This is a genomic window from Streptomyces sp. NPDC028928 (assembly GCF_055564915.1).
On the sequence record NZ_JBVHVI010000013.1, the window covers coordinates 105,748 to 119,884 of the forward strand.

Annotated in this window: 15 protein-coding genes; 8 read left to right on the top strand and 7 right to left on the bottom strand. The window is 73.8% G+C overall.

The genetic code is table 11. The features are described 5' to 3' along the window. Positions 1-9: 9 nt before the first annotated feature. The 3 genes from ACZ4U1_RS29180 to ACZ4U1_RS29190 are packed head-to-tail and all read left to right on the top strand — an operon-like array spanning position 10 to position 2,616. Positions 10-795 carry an SDR family oxidoreductase gene (locus tag ACZ4U1_RS29180; protein WP_467907138.1) on the top strand — a complete coding sequence of 262 codons (786 nt, stop codon included), beginning with the start codon at positions 10-12 and terminating at the stop codon, positions 793-795. Between the two features lie 26 nt (positions 796-821). Then, on the top strand, positions 822-1,433 hold the full coding sequence (locus ACZ4U1_RS29185) for a TetR/AcrR family transcriptional regulator (protein WP_189815589.1): 612 nt from the start codon (positions 822-824) through the stop codon (positions 1,431-1,433). A 25-nt stretch (positions 1,434-1,458) separates the two neighbouring features. Then, positions 1,459-2,616, top strand: a complete 1,158-nt coding sequence (locus ACZ4U1_RS29190) for an acetyl-CoA C-acetyltransferase (RefSeq protein WP_467907139.1) — start codon at positions 1,459-1,461, stop codon at positions 2,614-2,616. Between the two features lie 114 nt (positions 2,617-2,730). Here ACZ4U1_RS29190 and ACZ4U1_RS29195 read toward each other — a convergent pair whose 3' ends face one another. The 4 genes from ACZ4U1_RS29195 to ACZ4U1_RS29210 are packed head-to-tail and all read right to left on the bottom strand — an operon-like array spanning position 2,731 to position 6,130. Beyond that, the gene (locus tag ACZ4U1_RS29195) at positions 2,731-3,789 is read right to left on the bottom strand and encodes an NAD(P)H-dependent flavin oxidoreductase (RefSeq protein ID WP_467907140.1); all 1,059 of its coding nucleotides are present in this window, start codon (positions 3,787-3,789) and stop codon (positions 2,731-2,733) included. Continuing rightward, a complete protein-coding gene (locus ACZ4U1_RS29200) occupies positions 3,789-4,529 on the bottom strand; it encodes a CoA-transferase subunit beta (protein ID WP_467907141.1) in 741 nt (246 codons plus the stop codon). The genes ACZ4U1_RS29195 and ACZ4U1_RS29200 overlap by 1 nt, the downstream gene beginning before the upstream one ends. Then, positions 4,526-5,377, bottom strand: a complete 852-nt coding sequence (locus ACZ4U1_RS29205) for a CoA transferase subunit A (protein ID WP_467907142.1) — start codon at positions 5,375-5,377, stop codon at positions 4,526-4,528. Before ACZ4U1_RS29205 ends, ACZ4U1_RS29200 begins: the two co-directional genes overlap by 4 nt. Next, positions 5,378-6,130: an enoyl-CoA hydratase family protein gene (locus ACZ4U1_RS29210; protein ID WP_467907143.1), complete on the bottom strand. Its 753-nt coding sequence runs from the start codon at positions 6,128-6,130 to the stop codon at positions 5,378-5,380. A gap of 85 nt (positions 6,131-6,215) precedes the next feature. On the opposite strand from ACZ4U1_RS29210, the gene ACZ4U1_RS29215 reads away from it, so the two are divergent. Continuing rightward, positions 6,216-6,962 (top strand): SDR family oxidoreductase, encoded by a 747-nt coding sequence (locus ACZ4U1_RS29215; RefSeq protein WP_467907144.1) that lies wholly within the window; start codon positions 6,216-6,218, stop codon positions 6,960-6,962. Position 6,963: 1 nt separating this feature from the next. Then, on the top strand, positions 6,964-7,869 hold the full coding sequence (locus ACZ4U1_RS29220) for an SDR family oxidoreductase (protein ID WP_467907145.1): 906 nt from the start codon (positions 6,964-6,966) through the stop codon (positions 7,867-7,869). Positions 7,870-7,928: 59 nt separating this feature from the next. Here ACZ4U1_RS29220 and ACZ4U1_RS29225 read toward each other — a convergent pair whose 3' ends face one another. Then, positions 7,929-8,396 carry a MarR family winged helix-turn-helix transcriptional regulator gene (locus ACZ4U1_RS29225; RefSeq protein WP_467907146.1) on the bottom strand — a complete coding sequence of 156 codons (468 nt, stop codon included), beginning with the start codon at positions 8,394-8,396 and terminating at the stop codon, positions 7,929-7,931. Positions 8,397-8,511: 115 nt separating this feature from the next. Between ACZ4U1_RS29225 and ACZ4U1_RS29230 the strand changes: the two genes are divergently transcribed. Further along, positions 8,512-9,951, top strand: coding sequence for an MFS transporter (locus ACZ4U1_RS29230; RefSeq protein ID WP_467907147.1), 1,440 nt, complete (start codon positions 8,512-8,514; stop codon positions 9,949-9,951). A gap of 33 nt (positions 9,952-9,984) precedes the next feature. Here ACZ4U1_RS29230 and ACZ4U1_RS29235 read toward each other — a convergent pair whose 3' ends face one another. Both ACZ4U1_RS29235 and ACZ4U1_RS29240 read right to left on the bottom strand, forming a co-directional pair. Then, positions 9,985-10,866, bottom strand: coding sequence for a hypothetical protein (locus ACZ4U1_RS29235; protein WP_467907148.1), 882 nt, complete (start codon positions 10,864-10,866; stop codon positions 9,985-9,987). A gap of 66 nt (positions 10,867-10,932) precedes the next feature. After that, positions 10,933-12,690, bottom strand: coding sequence for a glycoside hydrolase family 35 protein (locus ACZ4U1_RS29240; protein ID WP_467907149.1), 1,758 nt, complete (start codon positions 12,688-12,690; stop codon positions 10,933-10,935). Positions 12,691-12,812: 122 nt separating this feature from the next. On the opposite strand from ACZ4U1_RS29240, the gene ACZ4U1_RS29245 reads away from it, so the two are divergent. Together ACZ4U1_RS29245 and ACZ4U1_RS29250 are read left to right on the top strand one after the other, a co-directional pair. Beyond that, positions 12,813-13,703, top strand: a complete 891-nt coding sequence (locus tag ACZ4U1_RS29245) for a helix-turn-helix domain-containing protein (RefSeq protein ID WP_467907150.1) — start codon at positions 12,813-12,815, stop codon at positions 13,701-13,703. A 33-nt stretch (positions 13,704-13,736) separates the two neighbouring features. Next, the gene (locus ACZ4U1_RS29250; protein WP_467907151.1) at positions 13,737-14,087 is read left to right on the top strand and encodes a chorismate mutase; all 351 of its coding nucleotides are present in this window, start codon (positions 13,737-13,739) and stop codon (positions 14,085-14,087) included. The last annotated feature ends 50 nt before the right edge of the window (positions 14,088-14,137 follow it).

Genomic DNA, 14,137 nt, shown 5'->3' on the forward strand with positions numbered 1-14,137 from the left:
CGTGGCCCTATGACAGGCGTCGAGAGCCCGGCCTACGTCCCGGGGCACGGACTGCTGCGCGGGCGCACCGCCGTCGTCACCGCCGCGGCCGGCACCGGCATCGGCGGGGCCACCGCCCGCCGCTTCCTGGAGGAGGGCGCACGGGTGCTGATCAGCGACGCCCACCCGCGCCGGCTGAAGGAGCACGAGGCCGAACTGGGCCGGGAGTTCCCCGGCGCGGTCACCGCGCTGCCGTGCGACGTCACCGACGAGGACCAGGTGCGGGCCCTGTTCGACGCGGCCGTGGCCGCGCACGGACGGCTGGACGTGGTCGTCAACAACGCCGGGCTCGGCGGCACATCCGCCCTCGTCGACATGACCGACGAGCAGTGGTCCCGAGTGCTGGACGTCACCCTGAACGGCACCTTCCGCTGCACCCGGGCAGCCCTGCGCGCCATGCGCCGGGCCGGCGGCGGGGTGATCGTCAACAACGCCTCCGTCGTCGGCTGGCGCGCCCAGGCAGGGCAGGCCCACTACGCCGCCGCCAAGGCCGGGGTGATGGCGCTGACCCGGTGCGCGGCGGTCGAGGCCGCCGCCTACGGCGTGCGCGTCAACGCCGTCGCCCCCAGCCTCGCCATGCACCCGCACCTGGAGAAGGTCACCTCCGCCGAACTGCTCGCCGAACTGACCGAACGGGAGGCCTACGGGCGGTACGCCGAGCCCTGGGAGGTGGCCAACGTCATCGTCTTCCTCGCCTCCGGCTACTCCTCCTACATGACCGGCGAGGTCGTCGCCGTCAGCAGCCAGCACCCCTGAGGAGCGGAGCAGACCACAATGGGTGCGTGCCGACCAAGAAGAAGCCCCAGGTGACCGCGGCAGCGGCCCGGCGCGGAGAACTCCTGAGCACCGCCGCCGAGGTCTTCGCCGAGCACGGCTACAACGCCACCACCGTCCGCAGGATCGCCGACCACGCCGGAATGCTCGCGGGCAGCCTCTACTACCACTTCGACTCCAAGGAGTCGATGCTGGAGGAGATCCTCCGGACCTTCCTCGACGAGCTGTGGGACGGCTACGACACCGTCCTCGCCTCCGGACTAGGGCCCCGCGAAACGCTGGAGGCGCTGGTCACCGAGTCGTTCCGGGAGATCGACCGGCACCGCGCGGCCGTCGCGATCTACCAGAAGGAGAGCAGGCAGCTCGTCGCCCAGGACCGGTTCGCCTTCCTCGCCGAGTCCCAGCGCCGGTTCGAGAAGGCGTGGCTCAGCACGCTGGAACGCGGCGTCGCCGAGCGGGTCTTCCGCGCCGACCTGGACGTCCGGCTCACCTACCGGTTCGTCCGCGACACCGTGTGGGTCGCCGCCTCCTGGTACCGGCCCGGCGGCAAGCACAGCCCCGAGGAGATCGCCCGCCAGTACCTGTCGATGGTGCTGGACGGGATCGCCGTACGCGAATAGCCCCTTTCCACCAGAGGGAGTTGCCATGGCCGAGGCCTACATCGTCGAAGCGGTCCGCACACCGGTCGGACGGCGCGGAGGAGGACTCAGCGCGGTCCACCCGGCCGACCTGGGCGCACGGGTGCTGACCGCACTGGTGGAGCGCTCCGGGATCGACCCGGCCGCCGTGGACGACGTGGTCTTCGGCTGCCTCGACACGGTCGGGCCGCAGGCCGGCGACATCGCCCGCACCTGCTGGCTGGCCGCGGGCCTCCCCGAGGAGGTGCCCGGCGTGACCGTCGACCGGCAGTGCGGCTCCTCCCAGCAGGCCGTGCACTTCGCCGCGCAGGCCGTGCTCTCCGGCACCCAGGACCTGGTGGTCGCGGGCGGCGTGCAGAACATGTCCCAGGTCCCCATCGCCTTCGCCTCCCGGCAGGCCGCCGTCCCCCTCGGCCTGACCGAGGGCCCCTTCCTGGGCAGCACCGGCTGGCGCGCCCGGTACGGCGACCGGCCCGTCAACCAGTTCGCCGGCGCCGAGATGATCGCCGCCCAGTGGGGCATCTCCCGCGAGGAACAGGAGGAGTTCGCCCTGCGCTCGCACCGGCGCGCGATCTGGGCGATCGACACCGGCCGCTTCGCCCGCGAGACCGTCCCCTGCGGCGCGACCACCGTGGACGAGGGCCCGCGCCGGGACACCTCCCCGGAGAAGATGGCCGCGCTCAAGCCCGTCCTCGAGGGCGGCACCGTCACCGCGGCCTGCTCCTCCCAGGTCTCCGACGGAGCCGCGGCCCTGCTGCTCGCCTCCGAGCGGGCGGTACGCGACCACGGACTGCGCCCGCGCGCCCGCGTCCACCACCTCTCCGCGCGCGGCGAGGATCCCATCCGCATGCTCACCGCGCCCATCCCGGCCACCGCCCACGCGCTGAAGAAGACCGGCCTGACCCTCGACGCCATCGACCTCGTGGAGATCAACGAGGCCTTCGCACCGGTCGTCCTCGCCTGGCTGAAGGAGACCGGCGCCGACCCCGACAAGGTCAACGTCAACGGCGGCGCGATCGCCCTCGGCCACCCGCTCGGCGCGACCGGCGCCCGGCTGATGACGACCCTCCTCCACGAACTGGAACGCACCGGCGGCCGGTACGGCCTGCAGACCATGTGCGAGGGCGGCGGCCAGGCCAACGTGACGATCATCGAACGGCTGTGACCGAGCACCGGACGGCTGTGGCCGAGCACCGGACGGCTGTGACCGAGCATCGAACGGCTGTGGCCGAGCATCGAACGGCTGTGGCCGAGCGCCGGAAGGGCGGCCACGCGACGCTCACCGAGCGGCCCTGAGTCCCGCCAGTCCGGTCAGCACCTCCTCCGCCTCCCGCATGATCCGCTCCACCAGCTCCGCGCACGAGGGCAGGTCGTCGATCACCCCGGCGACCTGCCCCGCCGCCATCACCCCCAGGTCCGTACGCCCGTCCACCATCGCCGACCTCAGCAGCATCGGCGTGTTGGCGGCGAGCAGCACCTGACTCCAGGACAGCTCCTTGCCGTGCCGGAGGGCGAGGCCGTCGCGGACCAGCTGTCGCCAGGTCAGCCCCGACAGCCGCCGGAAGCCCGCCGCCCGCCGCACCGCGTGCGCGAAGGCGCGTAGCCGCCCCGACCGCTCCAGCGACGCCACCAGATCGGTGCGCAGCATCCGGTGCGGCAGGCCGTCCACCGCCCGGGTCACCGTGACGTCCCGGACCGTCGCCGCCAGATACCGGGCCTTCACCGCGTCCGGCACCGTCGAGTCCGAGGTCAGCAGGAACCGCGTGCCCATCGCCACCCCGGCCGCCCCGTACGCCAGCGCCGCCACCAGGCCCCGCCCGTCGAAGAAACCGCCCGCCGCCACCACCGGTATCCGCACCGCGTCCACCACCTGCGGCAGCAGCACGCTCGTCGCCACCTCGCCGGTGTGGCCGCCGCCCTCGCCGCCCTGCACGAGCACCGCGTCCGCGCCCCAGGCCGCCACCTTCTCGGCGTGCCGCCGGGCCCCGACGGAGGGGATCACCACCACCCCGGCCGCCTTCAGCTCGGCGATCAGCTCGGCGGACGGCGCCAGGGCGAAGGAGGCCACCCGGACCCCCTCCTCCAGCAGGATCCGCACCCGGTCCGGTGCGTCACCCGCGTCGGCCCGGAGGTTCACCCCGAACGGCGCGTCCGTGCGGGACCGCACCTCCCGTATCGCGTCGCGCAGTCGGTCGAGCGTCATCGTCGCGGAGGCCAGGATGCCCAGGGCGCCGGCGTTCGCCGCCGCCGAGACCAGGCGCGGCCCGGCCACCCACCCCATCCCCGTCTGCACCACCGGATGGCGGACCCCGACCAGCCGGGTGAGCGCGGTCTCCATCAGCCCCCCACCCCCTGAGGCACCTCGCGCGTGCGCGCCCCCCGCGGGTCCAGCACCTCACGGATCAGCCGCAGTTCCGCCGCCTCCGGCTCCCGTGTGCACGGCACCTCGTCCGGCACGGCCAGCGGGAACCCCGTCGCCTCCCGCACCTCCTCCACGCTCACCCCCGGATGCACCGAGACCAGCCGCATGGTGTGGTCGGGCGTGGCGAAGTCGAGCACGGCGAGGTCGGAGACGACCCGCGCGATGCGGTGGTAGCGGGCCGCGCCGCCCAGCTCCGCCGCCCGGTCGTACCCCACCCCGCACACCATGTCCACCCGCTCCACGAACACCCGCCGGGAGTGTCTGGGGACCCAGTAACTCGTCGGGTTGTTCAGCGTGTTCAGCGGGGCCCCGCGCACCCCGAGCAACTGTCTGCGGGGGCGCGCCCAGTCGCCGACGCAGGAGATGTTCTGGTTGCCGTACCGGTCGAGCTGGCTCGCGCCCATCATCACGTGCCGCCGGCCGCCCGCCACCAGCTCCAGGTGCTGCCGATAGGGCAGCCAGCCCTCGGGGGTGCCGTCCGGGCGCACCAGCAGCGCCTCGCCGTCGGTCAGCAGCAGGTCCGGCGCGAAGGTGAGCCGGGCCAGCCGCGCACCCAGCGACGGGATCAGCCCCATCGGGCTCGCCAGCACCTCCCCGGCGCCGCGCCAGGCCTCGGCGCAGGCGATCACGCAGTACTCGGCGCGGGTGGCCCTCATCGCTCCTGCTCCTTGCGCCAGTCCCGGACAGCCGCCCGGTAGGCGGTCTCGTCGGAGCCGAGGAAGCGTGCGGCGAACTCGGGCCAGGGCGTGGTCGCGTACCGCTGCTGGAACTCCTCGTCCCGGCCGTACTCCGGTGCGCAGGAGGTGAAGTGCGCGCCGTTCGGCGCCTCCACCACCCCGGTCACCGCGAGCCGTTTCAGCAGCAGCGACTGCGGGGCGGCCTCCTTGGTCAGCTCCGCCGTGTCCACGATCCGTTCGCAGGAGACGTAGGCCGCGTCCGCCGCCTCGCAGAACAGGTCGTCGAAGTACGGATCCGGGCCCAGATACCGGCCGTTGCCCAGCCGGTCGGCGCGGTTGACGTGCACCAGGGCCGCGTCCAGCCGCAGCGCGGGCATGGCCACCAGCGTCTCCCCGTCCGCGTACGGCGAGGTCACCGTCCTCAGCTCCGGATTGACCCGCATGACGTCCGAGCCGATCCCCGCCCGCACCGGCAGGAAGGGCAGGCGCTGCGCCGCCGCGCGCAGCCCGCACTGGAACATCCCCTCGTCCACCTCCGTCAGCTCGAAGCCGCCGCGCTCGCGCGCCGCCCGGTAGTGCGGTTCCAGCGGGATGGAGTCGAGGGTGACGAACGCGGTGACCAGCCTGCGGATCCGGCCGGCGGCGGCCAGCATGCCGACGTCCGGACCGCCGTACGAGACGAGCGTCAGATCGCCGATGCGGGACCGCAGCAGCGCCCGGACCAGCGCCATCGGCTTGCGGCGCGAGCCCCAGCCGCCGATGCCGAGGGTCATCCCGCTCGCCAGCCGGGACACCACCTGCTCGGCGGTCATCGTCTTGTCGGCCATCTACACCCCCTCCGTCCCGGATCTGCCGAATGTGTCGCGGACCCGGTCGGCCAGTCCGCTCAGGTTGGCTTCGAAGGTGAAGCCCTGCTCGAAGCGGTAGCTGCGGCGCACGTCGACCGGATCGATGCCGTTGAGGGCGGATTTGGCCATGCGCAGCAGCCGTCCGTCCTTGGCGGCGATGTGCCGGGCCAGCTCCAGCGCCGCCCCCGGCAGCTCCGCGCGCGGCACCACCGCCCACACCGAGCCGTGCCCGTGCAGCTCGGCGGCGCTCGCCGTGCGCCCGGTGTAGTACAGCGCGCGCATCAGGTGCTGTGGGACCAGCCGGGCCAGATGGGTCGCCGCGCCCAGCGCACCCCGGTCCAGCTCGGGCAGCCCGAAGGTCGCGTCCTCGCTCGCCACCACCGCGTCCGCGTTGCCCACCAGGCCGATCCCGCCGCCCAGGCAGAAGCCCTGCACCGCCGCGACCACCGGTGTCTCGCACTCGTAGACCGCCGCGAAGGCCTCCGCACAGCCCTGGTTGGCGCCGATCAGGGCCTCGTGCCCGGCCGCCTGTATCTCCTTGATGTCCACGCCCGCGTTGAATCCGCGCCCCTCGGCGGCCAGGACCACGCACCGGACCTCCGGGTCCTGTCCGGCCGCGCGCACGGCCTCGGCCAGCGCGAACCAGCCGCGCACCGGCAGCGCGTTGACCGGCGGATAGTCGACGGTGACCACGGAAATCCCCTTTTCCGGGGACGAACGGGAGACACCCATGGGCGCATCAGCTACCTTTCCACCAAACATTTGTTAGGTGTGAGGCTTCGAAGCTAGCAGTCGCCACGGACGAGCGGGAGAGCCTGTGGATAACTCACTGCGCGGCAGCACCGTCGTGGTCACCGGCGGCACCCGGGGAGTGGGCGCCGGGATCGCCCGGGCCTTCGCCGAGACGGGCGCCCACGTCCTGACCTGCGCCCGCCGCCCGCCCGAACGGCCGCAGCGGGGCGTCGAGTTCACCCCGCTCGACCTGCGCGACCCGCCCGCCGTCCGGGCCTTCTTCGCCGGACTGCCCCGGCTGGACGTGCTCGTCAACAACGCCGGTGGCACGCCGTACCGGCGCCTCGCCGACGCCAAGGCCGAACGGCACGCCAAGGTGGTCGAGCTGAACCTGATCACCCCGCTGATCGCGTCCCTCGCCGCCTACGACCACCTCCGCCGCAGCAGGGGCTCGATCGTGATGGTCGGCAGCGTCAGCGGGGCCCGCCCCTCGCCCGGCTCGGCCGCCTACGGCGCGGCCAAGGCGGGGCTCGCCCACCTGGCCGCCTCCATGGCCGTGGAGTGGGCGCCGGAAGTCCGTGTCAACACCCTCGTCGTCGGCATGGTCCACACGGATCTGGCCCACCTGCACTACGGCGGCCCCGACGGCGTCGCCGCCGTCGCCCGGACCGTCCCGCTGGGCCGGCTGGCCCTGCCCGCCGACGTCGGTGCCGCCGCCGTCTTCCTCGCCTCCGACGCCGCCGCCTACATCAGCGGGGCGAGCCTGCACGTGCACGGCGGCGGGGAACGGCCCGCCTTCCTCGACGCCGCCACCGCCGACAAGGAGAGCTGAGATGAGCGGAATCTGCACGGGCCGGGTCGTCGTCGTCACCGGCGCCGGCCGGGGTCTGGGCCGGGCCCACGCCCTGGCCTTCGCGGCCGAGGGTGCCCGGGTCGTCGTCAACGACCTCGGCGTCGGGCTGGACGGGGCGCCGGACGCGGACAGTCCGGCGGCGGCTGTCGTCGCGGAGATCAGGGCGGCCGGTGGTGAGGCGTTCGCGCACGGCGGGGACATCGCCACGAGCACGGGGGCGGCCGACCTGATCGGCAGCGCCGTGGAGAGATACGGCCGGCTCGATACCCTCGTCAGCAACGCCGGTTTCCTGCGCGACCGCATGCTGGTCAACCTCGACGAGGACGACTGGGACGCCGTGATCCGCGTGCATCTCAAGGGCCACTTCCTGCCGCTGAAGCACGCCGCCGCGCACTGGCGGGCCGAGGCCAAGGCCGGGCGCACCCCGGTGGCCCGGGTCGTGCACACCAGCAGCGGGGCGGGCCTGCTGGGCTCGGTCGGGCAGGTGAACTACAGCGCGGCCAAGGCCGGGATCATCGGGCTCACCCTGGTCGCGGCGGCCGAACTGGCCCGCTACGGCGTCCAGGTCAACGCCATCGCGCCGGCGGCCCGCACCCGCATGACGGAACGTACCTTCGCCGCGACCATGGCGGCACCGGCCGCCGGTTTCGACGCCATGGCGCCCGAGAACGTCTCCCCGCTCGTGGTCTGGCTCGGCTCGGCCGGGAGCGCCGGGGTGACCGGCCGGGTGTTCGAGGCGGAGGGCGGCCGGATCACCGTCATGGAGGGCTGGCGCCCCGGCCCCACCCGTGACAACGGGGCCCGTTGGACCCCGGCCGAGGCAGGGGAGGCGGCCCGGAAACTGCTGGCGCAGGCGGAGCCGCCGGGGCGGGTGTACGGGGCGTAGCTCCCGCGGGCCCTCCTAGGAGGTGGGCCGGGCGGCCCTAGGAGGTGGGCCGGGCGGCCCTAGGAGGTGAGCCGGGCGGCGGCCTCGCGCTGCCGCTCCGCCGCCACGGTCAGGAACCGGACCACCGTCTCCAGCTCCTCCGTGCTGAACTCGTCGCACGCAGCCGCGATGTCGTGCGCCCAGTCCTCGAAGAACACGGCGAGTTCACCGATCCTCTCCTGGACCGGCTCGACCAGTACCCGGCGCTTGTCGGTGGGGTGGGCGACCCGCCGGGCGAAGCCTTTGGCCTCCAGACGGTCGACGAGGCCGGTGACGGAGGCGGGGGCCAGGCCGGTCAGCCGGGCCAGGTCCTTCGCGGTGAGCGGGCCGTGCCGCTCCAGCAGGTCGAGGGTCTTCTCCTCCGTGGCGCTCAGCCCCTGCTTCGCGGCGATCGCCGAATGGAACATCACGGTGACGCCGCTGTGGACGCGGCCCACCTCCATCAGGCGCCGGAGCGTCTCGTCCCGCTTCTCGTCTCCCTCGGTCATGGGTCCAGGCTAGCAAATATTTCGTTCGGTCGAACTAACGACTTGCGGCGCGAGTCCTGCCGGTGCAACTATTTCGTTCGGACGAACGAAACAATCCGAGCGAGGGGGGACTCCCGTGTCCACGACCGTCACCACACACCCGCCGACCGAGGCGGAACCCCATCCGCGCCGCTGGGCCGCCGCCGTCGTGATGATGGCCGCGGCCCTGATGGACCTGCTGGACACCACGATCGTCAACGTCGCGGTCCCGTCCATCAGCCGCGACCTGCACGCCTCCGGCAGCGACCTGCAATGGGTCGTCTCCGCCTACCTGCTGGGCTTCGCCGCCGCCCTCGTCGTCTCCGGCCACCTCGGCGACCGCATCGGCCGCCGCCCGCTCTTCCTCACCGGTACGGCGGGCTTCGGGCTGGCCAGTCTGGCGTGCGGAATCGCCCAGTCACCGGGTCAGCTGATCGCCGCCCGAGCGGTCCAGGGCGTCCTCGCGGCCGTGCTCATACCGCAGGTGATCGGCTCGTTCCGCACCCTGTTCCAGGGCAAGGAGCGCGGGGCCGCCTTCGGGATGTACGGCGCGGTCGCCGGGTTCGCCTCGGCGGTCGGGCTGCTGCTCGGCGGGGTGCTCACCGACGCCGACCTGTTCGGCTGGGGCTGGCGCTCGGTGTTCCTCGTCAACGTGCCGGTCGCGCTGGTCACGTTCACGGGCGGACTGCTCCTGGTGCCGACCACGCGGGAGCGGTCGGCGGGGCGCCCGGACGCCCTCGGCAGTCTGGTTCTTGCCGGCGGGCTCGTCGCGATCGTGCTGCCGCTGGTGCAGGGCCGGGAGAACGGCTGGCCGCTGTGGGGCTGGATCTGCCTCACGGCGGGTGCGGTGACGGTGGCCGGGCTCGGCGTGTACGAGGCCCGGCGGCACCGGCCGGGCACGGTGCCGCTGCTGCCCTCGCGGGCGTTCCGGCTCCCCGCCTTCTCCGTGGGTGTGATCGTCCAGTTGCTCTTCTCCCTCGGCATGCAGGGCTTCTTCCTGGTCTTCGCGGTCTGGCTGCAGGGCGGCGAGGGCTACACGCCGATGCAGGCCGGCCTGGTCACGGCCGCGTTCTCGGCCGGCGGCTTCCTGACCGCGCCCGTCGCGGACGGGCTCGCCGTGAGGTACGGGCGGCTGGTGCTCGGTGCCGGGGCGCTGCTCATGGCCGGTGGCCTCGGCTGGGTCTGGGCCGCGGCCGACCGGGCGCCGGCGGTGCACACGGGCGCGTGGCCGTTGGTGCCGGGACTGGTGGTCGCCGGGGCCGGACTCGGGTTCCTGGTGGTGCCGCTCGTGAACGTGGTGCTGTCGGCGGTGCCGGGGGAGTTGGCCGGCGGAGCGTCCGGGATCTTCTCCACCGCCCAGCAGTTCGGGGGCGCGCTGGGGGCGGCGGTGATCGGCACGGTGTTCTTCGGGGCCGTGGGGGAGGGGCCCGGCGAGGCGCTTTCCGAGGCGATGCCCTGGGCCGTGGGGGCGTTCGTGGTGTGCGCGGTGCTGTGCGCGGCACTTCCCCGCCGGGCGGTGTCGGACCACGTGGGCTGACCCCACAACCTGGTGAACACAGCGGTGACAGTGCTACGTGTCGCACTCCAGCACCGTCCGGCACAACCCGCACCGCGCCCGTACCCGCCCCTGCACCGGCACCCTGATCCGCTGGTGACAGGTCGGGCAGGGGAAGCTCACCCGGAGCCGGCCGCCGCTGTCGGGAGTGAAGGAGTACGCGGCCGTCGGCGGGGCGGGCGCGGCGTGCCGGCGATCGTGCGCGTAGCGGCGGCGGCCCGCCCAGCCGGCCCCGGTCAGCGGCGGCTGCTGCCCGTCGCGGCGGGCCCGGTCCATCCCCTTGGCGTAGGCGGTGTACGCCTGCGGGCTGGTGAACCACACGGACGGGTCCTCACCGAAGAGCAGAGCCCGCTTGGCCAGGACGTAACCGAACTCCTCCGGGGTGAGATAGCCGAGTTTCTGCGAGGAGACCCCGTCCTCCCGGTAGGCGTCCAGCAGCAGCCAGCCCGCGCCCAGGTAGGTCGTCGCCGTGTCCGTCAGGATCTCGTTCTCCGCCGTGGTGGGGAAGGAGAGGTCCAGGCGGTGCAGGTAGACGTGCGCCACCTCGTGGGCGAGGGCCGCGCCGATGTCCCTGCGGTGGGTGCGGAACCGGTCGTTCAGCTCGACGAAGTACTCGGGTCCCGCCGCCAGTTCGACGTTCGCCGCATGCGTCATCTCCCGGAAGCCGACGATCAGCCGCGCGTCCGGCAGCCGGAAGTGCCGCACGATCTCCCGGGCCACGCGCTGCGCGCCCAGATGCAGGTCGTCGGTGTCGCAGAAGGCCACGTCGGCGGGGGCCACGCTGGCCGAGAACGTCTCGACGGTGTCCCGGGAGAGCCTCCGGTACAGCGCGGTGACGGCGGCCCGCACCGTCTCCAGGTGCGGGTAGCCGTGCTCGACCGGTCCGCCGTTCGCCACCTCGGCACCCCCAAAGACGCGGAACTCCACTCCACTGTAGGCCGCGGGCCCGCGCCGGACGGCCGGTCACACAGGCAGCAGACGCGGCGCCGACCGGTCCGGTCCGCCCCCGTCCAGCTCCAGCAGCCACACCTCGTTCTCGCCCTCCCGCAGCACCGGTCCGGGCACGTACAGCGACCGCTGCGGGCCCACCGACCAGTAACGGCCCAGCCCGAAGCCGTTGACCCAGACGAAGCCGCGCGTCCAGCCCGGCAGCTCCAGCCGGGCGTCCCCGGCCCCGCGGACCGTGACCGTGCCCCGGTACAGCCCCGGCGCTCCCTCCCCGGGCAGCCCGCCGAAGGGCACCGCGGCCACACCGTCGGCGAACGCGTCCAGATCCAGCCCACGCGCGCGTACCCCGTGCAGATACTGCCGCTCGTGCAGGACGCCGCCGGTCACGCCCTTCGCCTCGCCGAGCCGCGGCCCGTAGTTCACCCTCCCCAGGGACTCCACCCACAGCTCCACGCGCGCGGGGCCCGCGACGGGCTCCTTCAGCCGCGGCTCCTCCTCGGTGAGCACCCCGGCCCGCTCCCCGTCGACGTACACCACGGCGAGATCCCGCAGCCCGCGCACGGTCATCGGGTACGGCTGCCGCGGTCCGGGCACGTCCACCGTGTAGCGCACCAGACCCCGGGTGACCCCCAGCTCCTCGAACGTCGGCGGCACCGGGGCGGCCGTCTCCGGGCCGCCCAGCGCCTGAAGCACGTCCGCCAGGGAGGCCCAGCCGGTGAACGCGGCCTCGGCCGGGACGCCCAGCGGCGGGGGCAGCGGCGGCAGGTCGGGCAGCGGGCCGGGGTGGTACGCCGACAGCACCTCGCGGAAACGCCAGAACTTCTCCGTGGGCCGGCCGCACTCGTCCACCGGCGCGTCGTAGTCGTACGAGGTGACGTCCGGCTCCAGCGGGCCCTCGTGCAGCGCGCCGCCGCCCCGGTTGGCGCCCGCCCAGCCGCCGAAACTCGTGCCGCCGTGCGCCATGTACAGGTTCACCGACGCCCCGCACTCCAGGATCTCCCGCAGCGCCCCGGCGGCCTCGTCCGGATCCCGTGCGACGTGCTCGCCGGCCCAGTGGTCGAACCAGCCGCACCAGAACTCCATGCACATCAGCGGGCCGTCGGGGCGGTGGCGGCGCAGCGTCTCGAACGCCTCGCGCGCGTGGGAGCCGAAGTTCACCGTGGCGAGCACTCCGGGCAGCGAGCCCCCGGTCAGCATGTGGTCCTCGGGGCCGTCCGAGGTGAACAGCGGCACCGTGACCCCCTTCGCACGCAGCAGACCGGCCAGCTCCTCCAGATAGCCGGTGTCGCTGCCGTAGCTGCCGTACTCGTTCTCCACCTGCACCATGACCACGGGGCCGCCGCGGTCCCGCTGGCGGGGCACGATCTCGTGCAGCAGGTGGTGGAACCAGTTCCGGACGTGGAACAGATAGCGCTCGTCACGCGTACGCGCGCGCGTGCCCGGCTCGCCCGTCACCCACGCCGGCAGCCCGCCGTTCTCCCACTCGGCGCAGATGTACGGCCCCGGCCGCACGATCGCCCACAGGCCCGCCTCCCGGACCGCGTCCAGGAACCGGCCCACCGCCTGCACGTCCCGGAACGTCCCCGGGCGCGGCTGGTGCAGGTTCCACGGGACGTACGTCTCCACGCAGTTCAGGCCCATCGCCCGCAGCATCCCCAGCCGGTGCCCCCAGTGGGCCTCGTGCACCCGGAAGTAGTGCAGCGCCCCGGACAGCAGCCGCACCGGCCGCCCGTCCAGCAGGAAGTCCGATTCCCCCACCGAAAACCCGCTCATGCGCCGGCCCCCGCCATGATCTCGTCCATGCCTCCAGCCTCGCCCCCTTCCGGTGATCGGCGCCATGGACGAAGATCGGCGCTGCTTGGACAAAAACGCGCCGCACGCCGGGAGGAGCGCCGATGTACCAGACCTGGATGCGGTTCTTCAGCCCCGGCCCCGCCCACCACCGCCTCGGCCTGGTCTGCCTCGGCGTCGGCCTGCAGCACGGCGCGCTGCCCACGGTCGGCCCGCGCACCCTCGACCACCACGTGGCCGTCGTGATCAGCTCGGGCGGCGGCTGGTACCGGGGCGCCGACGGCCGCCGTACGACCGTGACCGCGCCCGCCCTGCTGTGGCTGACCCCCGGCGTGCCCCACCACTACGCGCCCGACCCGGACACCGGCTGGGACGAGGGCTTCGTCGACTTCGCCGGGCCCGCCACCGCGGCCTACGGCGAACTCGGCTACATCGAACCCGAGCGGCCCGTCGTCCCGCTCTCCGACGCCTCCGGCCCCCGCGCGGTCATCGCCCGCATCGTCCGGGCCGCCCGCCGCGGCAACCCCCTGCTGGAGGTGGAGACCGCCGCAGCCGTCCACGAACTCCTCGTCGCCCTGCGCCGGGCCCGCGCCGACCTCGCCCCCGACGGCGACCAGGTGCTGGCCGCCCTGGCCCGGGACGCCTGCGCCCCGCTGAGCGTCGCCGACCACGCCGCCCGGCACGGGATGACCACCGCCGAACTGCGCGGCGCGGTCCGCCGGGCGGCCGGGTGCACCCCGAAGGACTACCTGCTCGGCATCCGGCTCACCCGGGCCAAGGAACTCCTCGCCGCCACCGAGCTGCCCGTCGCGGCCGTAGCCCGCCGCGTCGGCTACGACGACCCCGCCTACTTCTCCCGGCTGTTCACCCGGCGCGTCGGCCTCGCCCCGGTCCGGTTCCGCGCCCAGCAGGGCCGTACCGTCCCCGGCGGCTGGAGCGACCGCGTCCCGGACCCCGGCGATCCACCGGTGATCCAGTCCCCGGACACCCCTTAGGGCCGGCCGGTCCAGCGCATAAGGTTGGCCCTCATGACCACCAGCAACACCGGCCCCGGTGCCGTCGATCCCGAGGTCCGCCAGGAACTGGAGCGGCTGCGCGACAGCATCGACAACATCGACGCCGCCGTCGTCCACATGCTCGCCGAGCGCTTCAAGGCCACCCAGCAGGTCGGCCGCCTCAAGGCGCTGCACCAGCTGCCGCCCGCCGACCCGGCCCGCGAGGCCCGGCAGATCGACCGGCTGCGCGCCCTCGCCGAGAACGCCAAGCTCGACCCCGCCTTCGCCGAGAAGTTCCTGAATTTCATCATCGCCGAGGTGATCCGGCACCACGAGCGGATCGCCGAGGACACCCACAACGGGCAACCGGCGCACGACGCCTGAACAGCGGACCGACCAGCGGCTGACCAGGGGACCGGCGGGGCGGCAGGCCC